We start from the raw sequence: 18,420 nt of genomic DNA on the forward strand, positions 1-18,420 counted from the left end.
CCCTTAAAAAATGTGCTTACGCATCGTATGCCCGGATTGGAAATACGGGCACGGCAACCGCCGTTATTTCCAGATATACGGTTCAGTCCCCAATCCCTTCTTCTTCATTACACATACACTGCAAGTACAATGAAATGCGATTCAAACGGATTATTTCTCAAAATGAACTGGTTTATGGGAGGTGGATGAGATAACCAACTATAATGTATTCAACCAATCCAATGGTCCTCTGTTTACTCAACTGACCAATACCTTCTCGGCACCTGGAATTGAAGCTTCACCAGACAGCGGTGCAGCTGCTGCAGGCAGCTTTTTTGCCCTAACGACCAACAATTCCTCGATTCCTTCCAACCAGAACCTTCTACTACAAGTCGTGAATGCAGCAGGTAGCGGAAGAACTTTGCGAATCTCCGGCCTCACCGGGGGAACTACAGCAGCAGCTACCCTGGTCATCTACTCTGGTGGAACGGTGACTGGTGGGAGTACACCTGTACCCGTCAATACACTACTTGGAAACACGAACACCAGTGTAGTTTCCACAAGGCAGAATACAGGTACATTGGGTGGTGCCTTCACGAGCCTAACCAGTATCCCGCTGACAGCAGGTATGTATTTACTCAATCTGAACGGCTCAATTATTGTTCCACCAGGACAAACATTATCCATAAGCGTAGGTACGGGGAATCAGACTGCAGCCATTAACCTGTTCTGGTGGGAATTCTGAGTGTGATTATATGTAGAAGGTGGTGTAACCAGTGCCAAACAATAATGTATTTAACCCGTTAAGCCAGCCCGTCTATACGTCGAATACCAACACATATACCTCTCCCGGCATTGTTGCCCCACCGGAGAACGATGCCGGCAATACAGGCAATCTGTACAATGCAGGTTCCACCAATTCCACAACACTGGGGTTGCTGGGAGGAACGGTGATCGCCACCGTACAATTGGCCAATCCCGCAGGGAGTGGGAAAACCCTATACGTATCACGGCTCTCCGGCGGAATCACGGTATCACTCAATCTATTATCTTCCTTCAGTGGTTCCATGAGTCTGAGCGCGAATGGAACACTGACATCGCCCACCACACTAACATCAGTAAACAGCAATCTTTCCAGCAGCAATACCAGCGTAGCCACGGTACGGTTCTCTGCTGCTACACCTTCAGGAGCGACCCCATTGATGGCTATGCCCCTTCAAGCAGGGCCGTTTCTGTCCAATGAATATGGCCGTTACGTGGTTCCTCCGGGTCAAGCCATTAATCTCTCTGTCAGCGGATCACTTTCGGTTGGAGGACTGATGGCCTCCACTGCTTATTTTGCTTGGTGGGAAGTATGATTCGTTCAATATATAACATTCTAGGATAGCAAACGGCCGACACACATTAAAAAGAACCGGCATATGCCAGTTCTCGCCATGTTTTAATCTCTTTAGTGTCTATCTTTCTTATTTCCCTAAAAGCATATGGATTTGTACTTCGAAGATCGAACCATCAAAAAAGCACTCTATCATAATCCGTTACCTCTACCGATTGTTCAGCACAGAGCATAATGAATTGCTCCCACTCCGGTTTTAATAAGTTATCTACACTTATACCTTCTAAGTAGTTACGAGAATGTAATGGCCACCTAATGTGGCGGCGACACGTAAAAATTCATGCTTGCAGTGTGTTATATTCTCACGGACATAAAATCGATTCATTTAAGATCAAAAAGAGCACCCGTATGGATGCTCTCTAAGAATGAGTAAAACGATGATTTATTATTCAATGCACTTCTTTCTTTTTGTCCATTTCAGCCCATACTAGATAAATAATTCCTAGACATAGTGCAATTATTTCTGGGACAAAAGAAAAGGATCTAGTAACTGACAAAGCGTACTCAAACATACCCTCACCTAAAACATTATCTTTGCGGCCCATAATTGCCGCAACAATAAAATGTGTACTATTTCTCGAAATAAACAATATGGCAGAGATGACAAGGAGGGTAATACCAGCTGCCCGTTTATTCATATAATCATTCCTCCTTGGTATCAATAGATTGGTTTTAATTCGGAACTGTATCAGTTTCCATTATTACATAGAGCCCATCAGGCAATCCTGCATTTCCTTTTTTCGCGATATAAACGTCTAGAAAATATGTCTCATCAGTTATTTTCACATTGGTCTTACCATCGAAGTTCCATAGTTCTTCATACATTGTACCAAAAGAATTACTCATGTTGGGAGTATATTGCATCCATGAGTATTTTTTTGGAGGTATTGGTTGAGCAATTGAATCAGTGTTAGAGTATGAGTTGCTCCACGATGCCCCATGCTTGTCGTATCTTATTTACATGTAAGTTGGCTTCCCTCGGCTTTGGTAAAACCATGATTATCTCCTCACTCTTTTATGGTAGGAACAGCTAGCTATTAAGAGAGTCCCAAGTTTCAATATGGCTAGTTGTCTGACTGTGGATACAATGATGTTAGGAATCGGATCAAAGCTGTCAGTCCAATTCCTGCGGAATAGTCTTTTTTGCATCAGACACCAGAGGCTGCTTCCCTTCCCACAAGATGTGCTGTAGTAGTATGCCGGTAAGACCAATTACCAGCGTAGCGAGACCGATATATTGAAAGGTGGGGCTCGGCCCAGCAACTCGAATGAGCGCTCCACCTGCAAGTGGAGCTACAACCAGTACAACACTGGACAGTGAATTTTGAATGCCGAAGACGCGCCCTACATAAGCAGGAGGGGTCTCTTTTTGCAGCAAATAATTCAGTGTTACCATAAAGAGTCCATTACCCAGCCCGATGCAGAGGCCCCAGATAATGACCCAAATTTCGGGTGTTTGTGGGCCGATCCACCCCAGCGCAGCAATTCCGGCACCCACGAACAGATATCCTCCACCCAGCCCCCACCCATACCCAATTCTCGGCAAGCGATTTAACAACAAAATGATAACAACTGCCCCGGCTCCTGCCGAAGACCCCAACCAGCCGAGCAGTGATTCATTACCCGGCTTGATCTCCCGAAACAGGGTCGTAAACTGATAATCAATCATGAGAATGGCCATGAGTCCAAAACAGCCGAACAGAATCGTGCTCAGCACGGTGCGACTGCTCTGAATAAAAAGCCAACCTTGCTTCCACTGGGAGAACAAGGATTCAGTTCCATCCTTTTCACTAGCAGCACTTCCGTCTGATTCAACGGACTCCGACTTCTCCACCAAACGCCGCAAGGGCCATAATACTGCGCCTGACAACAGGCGGGTACAGGCATTAATGACAATACAGATTTGTGGTGAAAAGAAGGCCAAAATGACTGCACCCAGAAGTGGTCCCGCCACTTTCGAACACTGGCTCACAAAGCCGTTAAGAGACGATGCCTGAAACAGATGCTCCTCTGCCACCACCTGGCGGGTTAACGCCTGCTGAGCTGGAACGTGAAAAACTCCCATCATGGCCCGCAGGACAAGCAGTGGAAGCAACCATATCGGGCTTGGTGCGAATAAAATAGCAACGGTTAATCCCACGGTGATCACATCACACAAGATCATGATCTTTACTTTGTGCAGTCGATCAGCCAGGGCGCCTGCAAAGGAGCCCAGCAGTATGCCTGGGACAGCCATACATACAGGAATCAGCGCAATGATCAGTGGATCGGCGCCCCAGCGGTAGGCCACCATCACCTGGATGGCGAGTGCATCGAACCAATCTCCAAACGTAGCCAACGAGTATGCGATAAACATGCGGACAAACCAGAGATTAGTCCATAAGCTTTTGGAAGATTCCGCAGATAAGGCGGTTAATTCGGTGGACTCATTGGATGTGGATTCATTAGAAATGACGGTCATACATGTACTTCCTCCCTTGATTACAGCCAATTGTGGTCTGTATGTTCCTTGGCTGTAATCATAAAGGAGTTATATCAGAGGAAGATCAGAGGATGGGGAGGTAGGAGATAAAAAGTTACGTATTTCATCTACAATTTGTGGTCCATATGCGGGTACACCGTAACTTTTGCCGATCTCTGCATACACTTGACGATACTTACTGCGAAGTCTGCCTTCAATTCGATGATGACCCAGGAATAGGAGAATCTGATATGCAGCATTCAGATATAGCGGTGCGTTCAGCGACATCTTCAATACGTCTAGGCCATCATCCATTCTAAGTTCCGCTTCACGAACTCGTCCTTGCCGAAGCAACCATAACCCCTCCATCACCTGAAAACGTCCGATCTCTCGCAGATAGGGTGCATCCTTCAATCCTGACCGCAGGACTGCCATCTGGGCCTCAACAGCTTCACCGCTGCCACCCCACAGTTCCACATATAACGCTGCAAGTGCTACAGGCAGTCTGAAATTCTTGAGTTCGTCTGTCTCTATTACACGATATGTTTCTTCCAGTTGCTCTTTGGCACGTTGATATTGGCCCACCTCTACATAGACTTCGATGATGTTCAGAATGCGGAGTTCGCGAAGCTGATCGACAGATAATGCCGATGAATTCAGCGCTTGTTCATACAACTGAATACTATCCGCTGGCTCGATCAGGGGGTGCACGAAAATCAGTAGCCAATATAGTCGCTCCTCAAAGGGAATTTCCTTTGTTGTAATCAACCATTCCAGATCTCCCTGTATAAAACGGATATACAACTGATAATAAGGGGCAATCTGAATGCCGAGTGCTTCCTGCTGTTGAACCAGGGTCTGTATGGCGTTTCCCTGCCCAAACACGTGATATTTACGAAGTAAATTATGAATGGCATCCTGCATTTCTGGGTCCTGAACAGAAGGGCTAGGAGGTAGAACGGACTTGTTCTCTTGCACAGCAAGCCGATAACCGTATCCCCTTACCGTATCCAGACTGATCTCGTTCCAGTGCTTCAGTTTCTTGCGCAGGCGATAGATATGATCGTCCACGGTGCGTTCAACCGGATATTCAAGCGGCCATACCCGATCCAGCAATTGGCTGCGAGTGAAGGCTTTTTCCTTGTTTTCATACAGAAAATGCAGTAGTGCAAATTCCTTGGCGAGCAGGCGAATGGACTCTGTACGCCGCGTGACCGTATATGTTCCTTCATCCAATTGCAAAGACATGCCTGGTTCCTCCTATTATGTATAATTCGCTAATCCGAAATCGTATAGATTCATTCCACTTTCTTCAACGTGTTCAACATACCATAAAAACCCTTTGCGAGAACGCAAAAGGTTTTTATGGTCTAATTTATAGATGGCTTAGATTGTGGATTACGGTAAGTATATCTGTTCTTCCAACAAGTGTTCCCTTGCCTTACCCCAGCACGACACGATCATCTGCCATTTTTTTGCCGCTAATCCGTTCGAATTCACCAAGCAATTCAGGTACAGTCAACGTACGCTTCCGCTCTTCGCTGACATCCAGAATAATTCGGCCTTTGTCCATCATGATCAGACGGTTACCCAGACGAATGGCCTGCTCCATATTGTGCGTTACCATCAAAGTAGTCAATCTCATCTCTCGCACAAGTGTCTCCGTTAGTTCCGTGATCAGTTCAGCACGTGAAGGGTCAAGGGCCGCCGTATGTTCATCCAATAGCAGAATTTGTGGCTGGGTAAACGTAGCCATTAACAGGCTGAGTGCCTGCCGCTCCCCGCCAGACAAGAGACCCACTTTTGCATTCGGACGCTTCTCCAGTCCAATTCCCAGCTTCTCCAGTTGGGTGTTGAAAATCTCCCGTCTGGCACGGGTAACTCCGAAGCCCAGTCCGCGTCCTTTGCCACGTTTATATGCCATCGCCATATTTTCTTCAATGGACATATGTGGTGCTGTTCCTGCCATTGGGTCCTGAAACACCCGACCAATCCAGCTACTGCGTTTATGCTCCGGCAGGTTTTTAATGGAGCGGTCATTGATCAGCACATCACCCATATCCGGCTTCATCACACCCGAAATGATGTTCATCAGCGTGGATTTACCCGCTCCGTTACTGCCAATCACCGTCACAAAGTCTCCCGGATTCATCGTCAGATTCACACCAACCAGCGCGGTCTTCTCGTCCGTTGTGCCTGGATTGAACAGCTTGGTTACTTGCGTAATCTCCAGCATGATCACATACCTCCCTTCGCCTGTTGACCACCGGATCGCATCAACTCTTCCGTTCGTTTGCGAGCTAGACTACGCTGCTTCATGGAGCGCTGCATAGTAGGGAATACCAATGCAATAATGACAATTACAGCGGTGATCAACTTCAGATCAGATGTATCAAACCATTCCACTTGAAGGGCAAGCGCGACCACAATCCGATAAATGATTGAACCAACGATCGCTGCAAGTGTAGCCCAGAATACCGTTCTTGCTCCAAGAATAGCTTCACCGATAATCACGGAAGCCAGTCCGATAACGATCATGCCAATGCCCATCGTAATGTCCGCAAAGCCTGATTGCTGTGCAATGAATGCACCAGACAGGGCAACCAACCCATTGGATAAGCTGACTCCTACAATCGTAGTCACATCCGTGTTTGCACCAAAGCTGCGAATCATGCGTTTGTTATCACCTGTCGCACGAAGGGCCAGTCCAACATCTGTTTTCATGAACAGATCGAGCATGATTTTAAACACCAGCACAACGATGATAATTAGCACCATGACATGCTCACCTGAGAATGGATTATCCATACCCATAATGGATTTATTCGGTGCACCAAGGATACGCATATTAATGGAGTAGAGCGCGATCATCATCAAAATCCCGGATAATAATCCGTTGATTTTTCCTTTGGTATGAAGCAGACCTGTACAAGCCCCAGCCACCATGCCGCCAGCCATTGCCGCCAAACAGGCGAGCCAAGGAGAGAAGTCATTGGAGATCATAACCGCCGCGATTGCGCCTCCTGTTGTAAAACTTCCGTCTACGGTAAGGTCAGGAAAATCGAGTACGCGGAACGTAATATATACACCAAGTGCCATCAGTGCATATAAAAGCCCCAGCTCGATCGCCCCTTCAATTGAATTCCAGCTTATACTCACACTACTTCCTCCCTGTCTATCGAAAAGAATGAGGCGAACCCGTTGCACGTCCGCCTCGCATCCATACTGCCGGATTACACTCCAGTCAGATTATTGAATAATGTTGTTTTCCTGGTCTTTAACTTCCGCTTTCATCTCATCCGTAACCGTGATACCTTGGGCTTCAGCCGCTTTCAGGTTCAGGATCAGATCCAGTTTGTCCGGAACGGTGACTTTCATATCACCAGGTTTTGTACCATTTTTCAGAATGTCCGCAGCCATCTCACCCACCTGATATCCATGGTCATAATATTTGAAGCCAACGGTTGCGAAAGCTCCTTTTTCAACGGTATCCCGATCACTGGAGAAGAACGGAATTTTATTACTGTTTGCCGTTTGGATGATCGTATCAACCGCACTCACGACAGAATTATCAAGTGTAATGTAGAAGGCATCTACTTTGCCAACCAGAGAGTCCGTTGCCTGTTTTACTTCAGATGTATTCGTAACTGGTGCTTTCACCAGCTTGATATTATGTGTTGCCAGCGCTTTTTCAGCGTTATCTGCCATAACCACCGCATTTGGTTCGCCTTCGTTAATGACCAAGCCTACCGTTTTCACATCCGGCAGATTTTTGGCGATAAAGTCAGCCAATTGTACGATAGCCTCCGGATTCGTATCCGATGCACCTGTAACATTACCGCCCGGCTTGTCCATATCGGTCACCAGTTTGGCACCCAGTGGGTCTGTTACTGCTGCGAACAACAATGGCTTGTCCTTCACTTGTTGAGCCAGAGCCAGCGCAGATGGTGTTGCTATTCCGAGTACGAGATCATTTTTGGAATCACCCGAGATTTTCTGTGCAATGGACAGGTTGTTCGTCGAATCACCTTGCGCATTATTGTAATCGATTTTGAGGTTCTTGTTCTCTTCAATACCCGCATCCTTCAGGGCCGCGATGAAACCTTCACGTGTAGCATCCAGGGATGGATGTTCAACAATCTGCGAGATGGCAATCTGGTATGATTTTTCCTCGCTGCCTCCACCTGTTGTAGTCCCTGATCCTTCGGATTCCGAGCCTGTACCGCTGTTATTTCCGCAACCTGCTGCAACGATCATTGAAGCAACCATCATCAGTGACATCCAAAATTTCTTTTTCATGTGTGAGAACCCCTCTCCATCTTATAAAATATAGTCACCCTTATCGAGACTTCATTGGCACGATAGGGCGGGACAAGACAAACGCTTCAACGCATTGTTGCTTTGATCGACAAAAGCAGACAAATATAGACTTTTCTCATGCGACTGAAGTCCATGACCCGTGTTGGTGTTTTATTGTTCCTCTAATATTAAGGGGCGTCCCGATATCCGTCAATGGTTGAACCGCTTCCAATTTACTTTCATCGTATGGTTGTGATAGAAAACATTACATAAAACATAAAAACCACCCACATTGTTCTGTAGATGGTCGCCATGGGTAAAACAAAATAAGGTCCTACTCATGAAAGTGGAGTATGAAGTCTTCTTCTAATCTCGTCCACAAGTATTGTTTTCTCCGCTTCCGATATGGCATCCGCGATCAATTTTCGTGCTACAACAGGCGCAATCCAAGGTTCGATATCTGCATAGCCAATACCGGACAACTTCTCATACTCCTCCATAAAGATGCGAATGCTGGAATAAAGGTATCATGCTCTCGAAGGAGTATGTTACCCGGGTTGGGATTACCGTGACATAGTTGCTGCTTCATGGGTAATTGATAACTGGGCAATCACGGCAGCTTTCTCCGCTCCAGACAAGTATTGTGCTTCATCATGAGATTTTTCATATTTAAAATTTTCAAAAAAAAGAGGCATCCCTCCCAATGTACTTTGGGTATGGTCGCCTTATATCAATCAAAGGATAGCTCCAGAGTGCTTATTCCTTTTCTTTTTGCAGTTCCTCTAATTCAGATGAAGTTAGTCCGGTAGCCTTAATAATTGTAGCCTGATCAAGACCTAAAGTGAGCATATTCATTGCGATTTTTCGCTTGCTCTCAGCTTCACCTTCTTTGATCCCTTCTTTGATTCCTTCTTTGATCCCTTCTTCGATTCCTTTTTGAATTCCTTCCTCCATGCCTTTCTTGAGACCCTCTTCTCGTGCGCCCTCAATCATGGAAGCTTCGTCCCATAGAAATTTCTGACGGTCGATATATCGTTGACGTGCTTGCTCATCCTGGCTCAGAAACTCCAATACACTCATGGCTTTTTTCAAAGCCGGTTCGGGTTCGTGCATCATTAACGCCTCCCAGCTTGATTTAGTCATTCCTTTCAGAAATAACAGCCAACGTACCAATCCATCCTTTATTTGAATATTTTCATCATTGAGCTTTGGTATTTCCATAAAATGAATCTCTATAACATCCGTCAACGGAATATCAGTTTGGTCTTCTCTTAAATGAAATACGTTGTGGTACTGATCATTAGCGAGCATTTTGAAATTAACAATGTTGATCGCTACGCATTTTTTGAGTTGACTATATCTCTGTCCTTCAAGTAATTGTCCGGAATATTGTTTACCCCAATAGAACAAAGTCCTCTTCTCTAAATCATACTGATTAAACAACTGCATTTCAACATTAATTAGCTCACCTTGATCTGTTTTGGCCCGTATGTCCAGTATGGACTGTTTATCTCTCGGTGTATCCTTGTCCAGATAAGGGTTGATTAACACAATCTCGGTCAGTAAAGATTCACCTGCATTTTTGAAGGTATGATTCAGAAAAGCCAAAAGAACATCCTTATTCTCTTCACTTCCAAAGATTCGTTTGAACACATAATCGTTCTTGGGATCAAGCAACTCTGTCATTATTATTCACTCCTACGCGCAAAATGGACAGGATATATCTGCTGAAGTATCAGCAGATATAAGGATGCGAACATGCACTGGATGTTAGCTCCATTATAACACGCATCGCCATACGTAAATAGCGTTTATACGTAATTCATTACCAGAAAAAGAGACTATTTCGACGAATCGAAACAATCTCTTTGTATAAACCAGTTAATTCCCCGACGCTTCGCGAATCTCATACTTGCACCTTTTGCCGCCATCGGCGTAACATTCGGTACGCTCTACCTCAGCTTGAAGTAGCGAGCGAAACAGTTCCAACTCACAGCGGCAAGCCTGCTTGTAGACACTCGCGACTTGCACAATCGGGCAGTTCATTTCCGTAATGACGTAGGTTCCATCGTCTTCTCTGGACGCATCCGCCATATATCCGTTGGCATTCTGGATTCGCGCCAGTTCCTCCACCCGTCCGGCCAGATCCTGGCCCTCCATCTGTGGCAATCCGCTGCGAAGCAGCTTGTCCCGGCGACTCTCGAACAACGCATCTACCACACCGCTCCCGGCTGAGTCAGACAATTCTTCAAGAAGTTCCAGCGTAAGGGACGAATATGATTTTGGAAAAAAGCTGTCCCCGCGTACCGTCAATTGGTACACCGAGGACGGACGTCCGGCCGTAGCCCGGGCCTCCCGAACCTCGATCCAGCCGTCCTGCTCCAGTGCCGTCAGATGACGGCGAATGGCCATGCCGGTCAGACCCAGATCAGCTGTCATTTCCCTCGCGGTCAATGTGCCTTGCTGCTTCAGCATGAACAAAATCCGTTCACGCGTCGTTCGTTCCTCTTCGCGCTTCACGATCAGCACCTGCTCTCCTGCTTATGCGTGTACCGGTGCTGCCTCCCGGCAGGCATCCGAGCAAAAGCGGTTATGCGTCTCTTCGCAATCCTCACAGCTTACATGCTGCAGGTTGCAGGTTGGACAATTAATATATCGGTCATGTGTCGTTCCACAGTGATAACAGCTGGCAATGACGATATCTTCTTCTGTCCGGTTAATCGGTACAGAGATGCGCTCGTCAAATACGTAACACTTGCCATCGAACAGATGGCCTTGTACTTCCGGATCTTTACCGTACGTGACAATACCGCCGTCCAATTGAGCCACGTCCTGGAATCCTTCATTGATCATGAACCCAGTCAGCTTCTCGCAGCGAATGCCGCCAGTGCAATAGGTAATAATCGTTTTGTCCTTCATGTCACCCAGGTTCTCGCGGATCCACTCCGGAAACTCACGGAATGACTCCACATCTGGACGAATGGCCCCGCGGAAGTGACCAATTTCGTATTCATAATCATTGCGACCATCGATAACGATGACATCATCACGTTGCAGATGTTCATGGAACTCTTTCGGTGAGAGGCGTTTGCCGCTAATCACATTTGGATCAAGGTCATCGTCCACGCGGAACGTAACCAGCTCTGCTTTGTGACGAACAAAGATTTTTTTGAACGCATGCTCTTCCACATCATCAATCTTGAACACCATGTCGCTGAAGAGCGGATTAGCCAGCATATCTTTCATGTACTGTTCCGTCTGTTCTGGCGTTCCGGATACCGTACCGTTAATGCCTTCGGATGCGATCAGAATACGGCCTTTCACACCAAGGTCCTTACAGTATTGCAGATGCTCTTGTGTAAATGTCTCAGGGTCTTCAATCTTCACGAACTTATAATATAAAAGCACGCGGTACGCGCTGTTACACATGTATATCACCTGTTCCTATTCCATGTTGTTATTAGCCGGATCATCCGGCAAGACGACTACGTTGCACCCTTACTGTTAAAAAGAAAATAAACAGCCGCCCGAAACATCGTCTCGAACTGCTGCCTTACATTCGACTTTTATTCCTGCATTCTAGTTTATCGGAAGCGGAATAGCTTAGTCAATATAAATGTATAGAAAGGGATGAAAGATATGGAACATATCTGTCTGCAACAATCATCCTATTCTGAGATCGTAATGACCGAGGTTACAAAGTGATACGATTCATTCTCCAATACCGCCTGCGATAACAGGATTTTATTGCCTTTCGGACTCCAGGCGAGCGGGTCAGAAGCGTTGTCCATATCCGCCGAGATCTGGTACTGTTCTGCCGACTCCGTGTTGGAGACAAACAGCCCTTTCTCATTATCATTCTCGGAATTGATGGTGTATGCAATCTTGGAATCATCACCCGACCAGCTTGTGCCAAAGATTTGCGTGCCTCTGGCGAGCGTAGCCTTCTCATTGCCTTCCAGATCGGTGAGCACCAGCGCCCGTTTGGTATCCGCTGTTCTTTTCACAATCGCAAGCCTTGTTCCATCATTAGAAGGGATGACCCACTCCACACTTTTCAGCACCTGTTTCACGTCACCCGTCTTCGCATCGTATGCATTCAACTGGCCATCTTCGCCCGTAATATAATAGAGCATATTGCCTGACACCTCGATACTCCGCACATTGAAATTACCCGTCTCCACCAGTACCTTTGTTGTACCGTCCACACTTGCCGAGATCAGATCACCCTTCATATTGGGGAAAACGACATGTTCATTATCCAGCCATGCGCCCTCTTGGATAAATCCATCCTCCTTGCCAGCAGAGGTTGTCTCCCCATTATGCAGGTTCAGGAAGTAGCCTTTGCCCGTATTTTCCTCCGGCTCCCGGTAGAACAGGTACTGACCATCCGGTGACACTAGCGGTGCACCCATAGTGGCTTCACTTTCCTTGAGTGGCGTGTCTGTGCCTTTTGTCAGATCATACATATATAAGTTATGCGGGTATCTTTCCTGACCTTCAACCGTGACGGGTTTCAAGGACTTGTTCTCCTTGTCGGATACAATCCAATCATCACTAAGCCATGTAATCCCGCGCATATTCGGCAGCTTATCAATTTTCTCCAGCTTGAAGCTCTGGTACACAGACGTGTTGGTATTATCTTTCACTATAATATCGGTGCTCGTTTTCCCACCTTGTGCATTGCCCCCCGGCTCTGTCGTTCCCCCGCATGCTGCTGTCGTTAGCAGGGCAATGGCCCCGAACGTCCCCAAAGCTGCTTGTTTCCAATTCATGATGGTCCCCCCTGGTTTCTCTTGCTATAGACCAAGCATACACATCGCATACTTCCAAAGTTATTCAGACTTGTTTCGAACTTGTAAACTTGAATCAACCAAAGGGAACATGAGCTGGAATGTCACACCTTCCCCATCTTCTGGATCACCCGGCAGCAGGGTGATTGTACCGCCCTGTTTTTCAACAAACTGCTTCACGAGAGATAGTCCCAGTCCGGTTCCGCCGGTTTTTCTGGCTCTGTCTTTGTTCACGGTGTAAAAGGGTTCAAAAATCTTCTCCTGCGCCTCTGTCGGAATCGGCGTACCCGAGTTATAGATGCGAATGACCGCTTGACGCTCCTGCATCCGCAGTTCACTCTTCACCCGGATCACACCATCCGGAACGTTATATTTGATGGCATTATCCAGCATGTTGATGAAAATATGCATAAGACTCTCCCGGTCGCTACGGATCACCGCCGGTTCAAGATCCAGTTCCATGTTCAGCGCAAACTTCTCCGCTTTCCCACGCATCCGGCCACAGGCATCCTCCAGCAGAGCGCTGACCTCTACATCTTCGGCCTGGTTCTCGAAGTCATACTTCTCCAGGGCAGATAAATGTAAGACTTTCTCGACCATCTCGTACAACCGCTCCGTTTCTTTGCCAATGTTACTCGTGGCATCATCAAGCAGTTGCGGATCATCCTTATACATGTCGAGCAGCTCCACATAAGCTTTGATCGATGTCAGCGGTGTCTTGAACTCATGGCTGATGTTACCGATGTATTGTTTCTGCTGCTGTTCCAGCGCCTGAAGTTTCTCAATCGCCAGTTGCAGCTTCTGCTGCTCCGCATGCATGGCTGTGATATTTTGCTGAATGGATGTACTCATATAATAGATGCCCTGCCCCAGCTCGCCCAACTCATCCTTGCGCTTTAAAGGAGACTCCGTAATGTAGTTCCCTTCGCGAATGGAATCTGCAGACTTTTTCAGCCGGGTAATCGCGACAGCAAACCGATTGTAGAATAGATACCCCAGAATGAAGCTCAGCGCCACAACCGCAATCCCTGCCCACATAAATAGTTGAAGGATACGGGCATAAAAATCTTGGTAACTCTGGACCGGATACTGTATCCACACGGCACCCATCTGCCCATCCGGACCGTCCAATGGTGCAGCGTAGAGCAGGGTGTCCCCTTGTTCATGATAGGCAATTTTATTTTGCAGCGCATAGTCTAACGTTTCCTGAATGAGTTCATTCTCGCCGGAGGCGAAGGATGCTCCCATCTGCTGACCTGTCATGTTATAAAGTGCTATTGGCAATCCGGTAGAGTTGGCCAGTTCCTGTGCCAGCCTGCGACCGTTTTGCTGTAAAAAAACGTCCTGATCGAGATGGACGGACTCGGTGTAGTAGGACTGTCGCACATTCAGATTCACCAGCCGTGTCTGCTGTGATAGAATATCTTCAATCTGTGACTGCTGATTGCGTTCAATACCGCGCAGGACCAGTGAACTAAGCACCACCACGGTCAGGATAAGCAAAGCTGCCAGAAAAACACTGAACTTCAGCTTGATGCTGACTCTCATATGGCCCCGCCTGTATCAGGTGCAGATGCTTTGTAGCCAATCCCGTATACGGTCTGTAATTTTTGCTGATCCGTATCTCCAATTTTTTTACGCAAACGCTGGATGTGAATGTCTACGGTTCGTGTACCACCCGCATACTCCATGCCCCACACTCGATCTAGCAGATCGTCTCGTGTGTACACACGCTCGGGATTGGACATGAGAATGGTCAGCAGGTCGAACTCTTTTGGTGTCAGATCCAGCTTCTCCTCATTAACGGTCACCGTGCGGTGAGCAACATGAATACGCAGTGTACCATTCACAATGGCCTGATTCTTCGAATCGTCAGGTGGTGGACTGCTTTTCTCGACACGGCGCATGAGCGCTTTCACCCTTGCGAGCAGTTCACGGATCTCGAATGGTTTGGTCATGTAATCATCGGCGCCCATTTCCAGGCCAACGATTTTGTCCACGATATCATTTTTGACAGTCAGCAAAATAATGCCGATATCCTCGCGGTCCTCCAGCCTCCGGCATACCCCGTATCCATCAAGCCTTGGCATCATCACGTCCAGAATCATGACCTGTGGGTGAAACGATGCGACCTTGACCAAGGCCTCTTCGCCGTCACTCGCAGTATCTACTTCATATCCTTCGCGCCGCAGCGCGTAAGCAATGGCACTGACGATACTTGATTCGTCATCTACCACGAGCACCTTTTTATTCATGGGATTCATCCTTTGCTGCAATGTCATCAAACGCTTTCTGCATCTATGTTAACAAGGAGTCGCGGATTCGCCAACACTATCAATCGTTCCTGCTAAAAAACTCACTATTGACTAGATTTCCAGAATTAAATTATGTAAAATATTTGATTATAAGAATATATATTTATTATAATTTCAATATTGTATTAAATGTATAATAAGTGCATGAATCCCCTATTTAGTTTTATGATAATCATCTTTAATTTGATATAAATTCAATATTTGGAATTATATTCTTTACTTTATTATTTCCTCATGTTACATTGTTTTATGCTAATACTTTTTTATGGAATATATAGAAAGGTGAAGATCTTTTTATATTTTTTCATACAGCACCTAGATTCTTACATAATTTGATTTTCCAAAAAAATTAGAGGAGTGTAACGAAAATGGAAAAAGGAATCTTTGATCTTGATGTACAAATTAAAAAATCAGAAGGTACAGTTCAGCCACAAGCTTTAAGTATTTGGAACTGCACTGGTGGTTGCGGAGAGCAAACAAGAACTGCCAATACTTGCGCGCCTACTGCAGGAGTAAAATGTTTCTCTAATATTGGAGCACTTTGTTAATTTTTTCACAATCATATTTTTTTGTTTTCACTACAAGAAGAGACTTAATAAGTCTCTTCTTGTTATTTTGAATAACATTTCTACTAGAGAGTGTCTTCAAACTCAAGGAAGCTAAACCATAATGGATACCAAGACCAAATAAGAATTGAACGTACACGCTAATTTATCTTAACGAATCGCCAAACGACGATAATTCTTATATCTAGCCACAATTGTCTCTCGTGAATTTCGTATCTTGTACGCATTTAACATAATATCTCATGTATTACCATTTAATCTATTCGAAGAAATGCTCTAGAAGGAGGGTTATAATGCCTGATATTGTTATGGAAGTGAACAACCTAACTAAAGTGATAGGCAAACGTGAGATCATTCAAGAAACTTCGTTCAACTTGGAAGAGGGAAAAATTTATGGTTTCATTGGTCCGAATGGTGCAGGCAAAACTACGATGATGCGCATGATGACAGGATTGATGCATCCAAGTAATGGCCATGTCAAGATAGATTCATACGAAATAAACAAAAACCGAAAAAATGCATTGGCACAGGTGGGAGCAATTATAGAATCGCCCATTTTTTTTGAATATATGACAGGTAGGCAAGTATTACGCAATTTGGCACGACTGCATCCTGACCTGCCTAAATCTGATAGGGAAAATCATATTCAAGAGTTGCTTGAAAGGGTTGGGTTGGGAGATAGAGGGAATGATCGAGTTAAGGGGTACTCGCTTGGAATGAAGCAACGTTTGGGTATTGCTCAGGCACTGCTAGGAAACCCGAAACTTCTGCTTTTAGATGAGCCATCCAACGGTCTTGATCCCATGGGGATGAGAGCATTAAGAGATATCATCCTTAGTTTGAGAAACGAATTTAACTACGCTTTTTTTATCTCAAGCCATTTACTGGATGAGCTCCAGCAGATGTGTGATGAATTAATAATCATAAAAAGTGGAAAGGTTATTTGGAAGGGTCCTACGGCCGAGTTAATCCGTGATGGCGAAAGGTTAGAAGATGCTTTCGTGGAGTTAATGAGAGCATGATTACGTTATTCAATAGTGAGTGGGAACGACTTTGGTCCAAACGTTGGACATGGCTATTGGTTTTGGCTATCCCTGGTCTTGCTTATATGACAGCCAGTTTTTTTGAAACGCTTCAAGTTGATCATGACACGCTATCTCAGCTATTTATTCTTACAGGCTTACGAAATAACTTGTATTTTCCCGTTAATATCATTATGGCTGTATTTGCAGCTTCTATATTCACCGAGGAATATAGAGGCGGTCAGTTGAGATATGTTTTTCTTCGTCAATTTACCCGCAAGCAAATCTTTTTTAGCAAACTATTGTTGATTTGTGTTTGTATTTTTCTGATGCTCATCTTGTTTGCAGTTTGTTTGATAGTTACTGGTTATTTTTTTCAATTCAATGAAAATGGTTTGCTGAATTATTCTCTTGAAGCTCTTAGCTACACTTTTGTATATTACGGGTTTGCATTTGTTTCACTCTTAGGGATATCCAGTTTGTTTATTTGTATTTCGATGTACAGCAAAAATGTCACATATGCAATCGGGGGCTGTATGCTTTACATTTTAGCATCATTGTTACTGGACGGCGCAGTTATTAAACTTGCGGCAGTATTCAGTGACATTCCTCTATTAGAACTCAGCATTACCTATTCCTTGATACCTTTTCTGCAACATACTGGTTTGAACGAAGTTATAGACGGAAATACGAATGTAATTGTGGCTATATTATCCGTTGTCGTTGTACATCTTATTGTTTTCCTATGGGGAGCCTACTATCGCTTTGTGAAAAGTGACTACTTATATTAGGGGGTAAACATGTTAGGCATATGGATTAGTGAATTGGAACGAGATTGGAAAAAAAAGTCTAAAATTGTACTGTTCTCTGCTTTTTTAATTGTGATTATTTTCAACATTTGGGGGTTAAGTTCGTCACAAAAAGGAGTATTTCGTTTTGGAGAAGGCAGTATTTTGCTAAATAATCTTAACGCTCCCTGGTTTATGATGGATGGAATGTCATTATTAATGATGGCGGCACTGCTGCCTATTTTTTATATTGATCAGTTAAGTGGCGAATTGAATTCTGGCGCATACAGATTGTATGCACTTCGTCCATACCGAAGGTTCGAACTTTGGCTGGGAAAACTGTTGGCGTTGGCTGCAACGACTGTTGTTGGGATCGGAATTGTTTACATTATTTCTATGATTGGATCAAAAACCTTTTTTTCTAGCAGCGATACAGCGGCACTTTACGGTTTTAAGGATGAAGTAGGAAGGTTACCAGCAGAATGGTATACGATCAAATTCTATGGTATTTTTCTACTTACCTGTCTTGTTAAGTTGCTATTCTGCAGTGCTATTTGTGTGTTTATCTCAAGGCCAATCATAGCCTTTCTCGTGATTTTCGGATTATCTATTGTACTTTATCATTATATAGCAACAGAATTAGTTTTTTTATTTGACCCTTTTCGTCCAATTTTGCTTTCTCTTCAGTCAGGAGGTTCAATCAGTTTTTGGCTATATTTAATTGGATCCAGCATTCTTTTTGGGGCAATCAGTTTTTGGGGTTGGCAAAGAAAAGTAATATGACAAGGGTCTCATGTCTGG

19 protein-coding genes are annotated in these 18,420 nt (G+C 45.1%); 6 read left to right on the forward strand and 13 right to left on the reverse strand.

From position 1 onward, the window contains the following. Positions 1-181 precede the first annotated feature (181 nt). Positions 182-724, forward strand: a complete 543-nt coding sequence (locus MKZ13_RS29520; RefSeq protein ID WP_221819760.1) for a hypothetical protein — start codon at positions 182-184, stop codon at positions 722-724. A 31-nt stretch (positions 725-755) separates the two neighbouring features. Continuing rightward, positions 756-1,337 carry a hypothetical protein gene (locus MKZ13_RS29525; RefSeq protein ID WP_221819763.1) on the forward strand — a complete coding sequence of 194 codons (582 nt, stop codon included), beginning with the start codon at positions 756-758 and terminating at the stop codon, positions 1,335-1,337. A gap of 427 nt (positions 1,338-1,764) precedes the next feature. Here the strand turns inward: MKZ13_RS29525 and MKZ13_RS29530 are convergent, their stop codons facing one another. The 13 genes from MKZ13_RS29530 to MKZ13_RS29590 all read right to left on the reverse strand — a co-directional run bounded on the left by MKZ13_RS29530 (position 1,765) and on the right by MKZ13_RS29590 (position 15,183). After that, on the reverse strand, positions 1,765-2,013 hold the full coding sequence (locus MKZ13_RS29530) for a hypothetical protein (RefSeq protein WP_221819765.1): 249 nt from the start codon (positions 2,011-2,013) through the stop codon (positions 1,765-1,767). Between the two features lie 476 nt (positions 2,014-2,489). Beyond that, the gene (locus MKZ13_RS29535) at positions 2,490-3,836 is read right to left on the reverse strand and encodes an MFS transporter (protein WP_221819767.1); all 1,347 of its coding nucleotides are present in this window, start codon (positions 3,834-3,836) and stop codon (positions 2,490-2,492) included. Positions 3,837-3,905: 69 nt separating this feature from the next. Further along, on the reverse strand, positions 3,906-5,084 hold the full coding sequence (locus MKZ13_RS29540) for a winged helix-turn-helix domain-containing protein (protein WP_221819770.1): 1,179 nt from the start codon (positions 5,082-5,084) through the stop codon (positions 3,906-3,908). Positions 5,085-5,277: 193 nt separating this feature from the next. Further along, the gene (locus MKZ13_RS29545) at positions 5,278-6,072 is read right to left on the reverse strand and encodes an ATP-binding cassette domain-containing protein (RefSeq protein WP_036606660.1); all 795 of its coding nucleotides are present in this window, start codon (positions 6,070-6,072) and stop codon (positions 5,278-5,280) included. A 2-nt stretch (positions 6,073-6,074) separates the two neighbouring features. Beyond that, positions 6,075-6,995 carry an ABC transporter permease gene (locus MKZ13_RS29550; protein WP_221819777.1) on the reverse strand — a complete coding sequence of 307 codons (921 nt, stop codon included), beginning with the start codon at positions 6,993-6,995 and terminating at the stop codon, positions 6,075-6,077. 90 nt (positions 6,996-7,085) lie between these two features. Beyond that, entirely contained in the window at positions 7,086-8,135 is a 1,050-nt protein-coding gene (locus tag MKZ13_RS29555) for an ABC transporter substrate-binding protein (RefSeq protein ID WP_221819778.1), read from the reverse strand. 338 nt (positions 8,136-8,473) lie between these two features. After that, positions 8,474-8,635, reverse strand: a complete 162-nt coding sequence (locus MKZ13_RS29560; protein WP_221819780.1) for a hypothetical protein — start codon at positions 8,633-8,635, stop codon at positions 8,474-8,476. A 256-nt stretch (positions 8,636-8,891) separates the two neighbouring features. Beyond that, entirely contained in the window at positions 8,892-9,821 is a 930-nt protein-coding gene (locus tag MKZ13_RS29565) for an Rpn family recombination-promoting nuclease/putative transposase (protein ID WP_221819783.1), read from the reverse strand. A gap of 195 nt (positions 9,822-10,016) precedes the next feature. Continuing rightward, positions 10,017-10,664 (reverse strand): winged helix-turn-helix transcriptional regulator, encoded by a 648-nt coding sequence (locus tag MKZ13_RS29570; RefSeq protein WP_081745846.1) that lies wholly within the window; start codon positions 10,662-10,664, stop codon positions 10,017-10,019. A 12-nt stretch (positions 10,665-10,676) separates the two neighbouring features. Next, entirely contained in the window at positions 10,677-11,564 is an 888-nt protein-coding gene (locus MKZ13_RS29575; RefSeq protein WP_237177890.1) for a rhodanese-related sulfurtransferase, read from the reverse strand. Between the two features lie 239 nt (positions 11,565-11,803). Beyond that, complete coding sequence (locus tag MKZ13_RS29580) at positions 11,804-12,910, reverse strand: hypothetical protein (RefSeq protein ID WP_339180385.1); 1,107 nt, start codon at positions 12,908-12,910, stop codon at positions 11,804-11,806. Between the two features lie 60 nt (positions 12,911-12,970). Next, positions 12,971-14,476 (reverse strand): HAMP domain-containing sensor histidine kinase, encoded by a 1,506-nt coding sequence (locus MKZ13_RS29585; RefSeq protein ID WP_339180388.1) that lies wholly within the window; start codon positions 14,474-14,476, stop codon positions 12,971-12,973. Then, positions 14,473-15,183, reverse strand: coding sequence for a response regulator transcription factor (locus MKZ13_RS29590; protein ID WP_339180390.1), 711 nt, complete (start codon positions 15,181-15,183; stop codon positions 14,473-14,475). The genes MKZ13_RS29585 and MKZ13_RS29590 overlap by 4 nt, the downstream gene beginning before the upstream one ends. A 428-nt stretch (positions 15,184-15,611) precedes the next feature. Between MKZ13_RS29590 and MKZ13_RS29595 the strand changes: the two genes are divergently transcribed. The 4 genes from MKZ13_RS29595 (at position 15,612) to MKZ13_RS29610 (ending at position 18,402) form a co-directional block, all read left to right on the forward strand. Further along, on the forward strand, positions 15,612-15,791 hold the full coding sequence (locus tag MKZ13_RS29595; RefSeq protein ID WP_064641713.1) for an FDLD family class I lanthipeptide: 180 nt from the start codon (positions 15,612-15,614) through the stop codon (positions 15,789-15,791). A 311-nt stretch (positions 15,792-16,102) separates the two neighbouring features. After that, a complete protein-coding gene (locus MKZ13_RS29600; RefSeq protein ID WP_339180393.1) occupies positions 16,103-16,831 on the forward strand; it encodes an ATP-binding cassette domain-containing protein in 729 nt (242 codons plus the stop codon). Continuing rightward, on the forward strand, positions 16,828-17,622 hold the full coding sequence (locus tag MKZ13_RS29605) for an ABC transporter permease (RefSeq protein WP_339180395.1): 795 nt from the start codon (positions 16,828-16,830) through the stop codon (positions 17,620-17,622). Before MKZ13_RS29600 ends, MKZ13_RS29605 begins: the two co-directional genes overlap by 4 nt. A gap of 9 nt (positions 17,623-17,631) precedes the next feature. Beyond that, on the forward strand, positions 17,632-18,402 hold the full coding sequence (locus tag MKZ13_RS29610) for an ABC transporter permease (protein WP_124116697.1): 771 nt from the start codon (positions 17,632-17,634) through the stop codon (positions 18,400-18,402). Positions 18,403-18,420: the final 18 nt, after the last annotated feature.

The organism is Paenibacillus sp. FSL R5-0701, assembly GCF_037973995.1.
In the GTDB taxonomy this organism is placed as follows: Bacteria; Bacillota; Bacilli; order Paenibacillales; family Paenibacillaceae; genus Paenibacillus.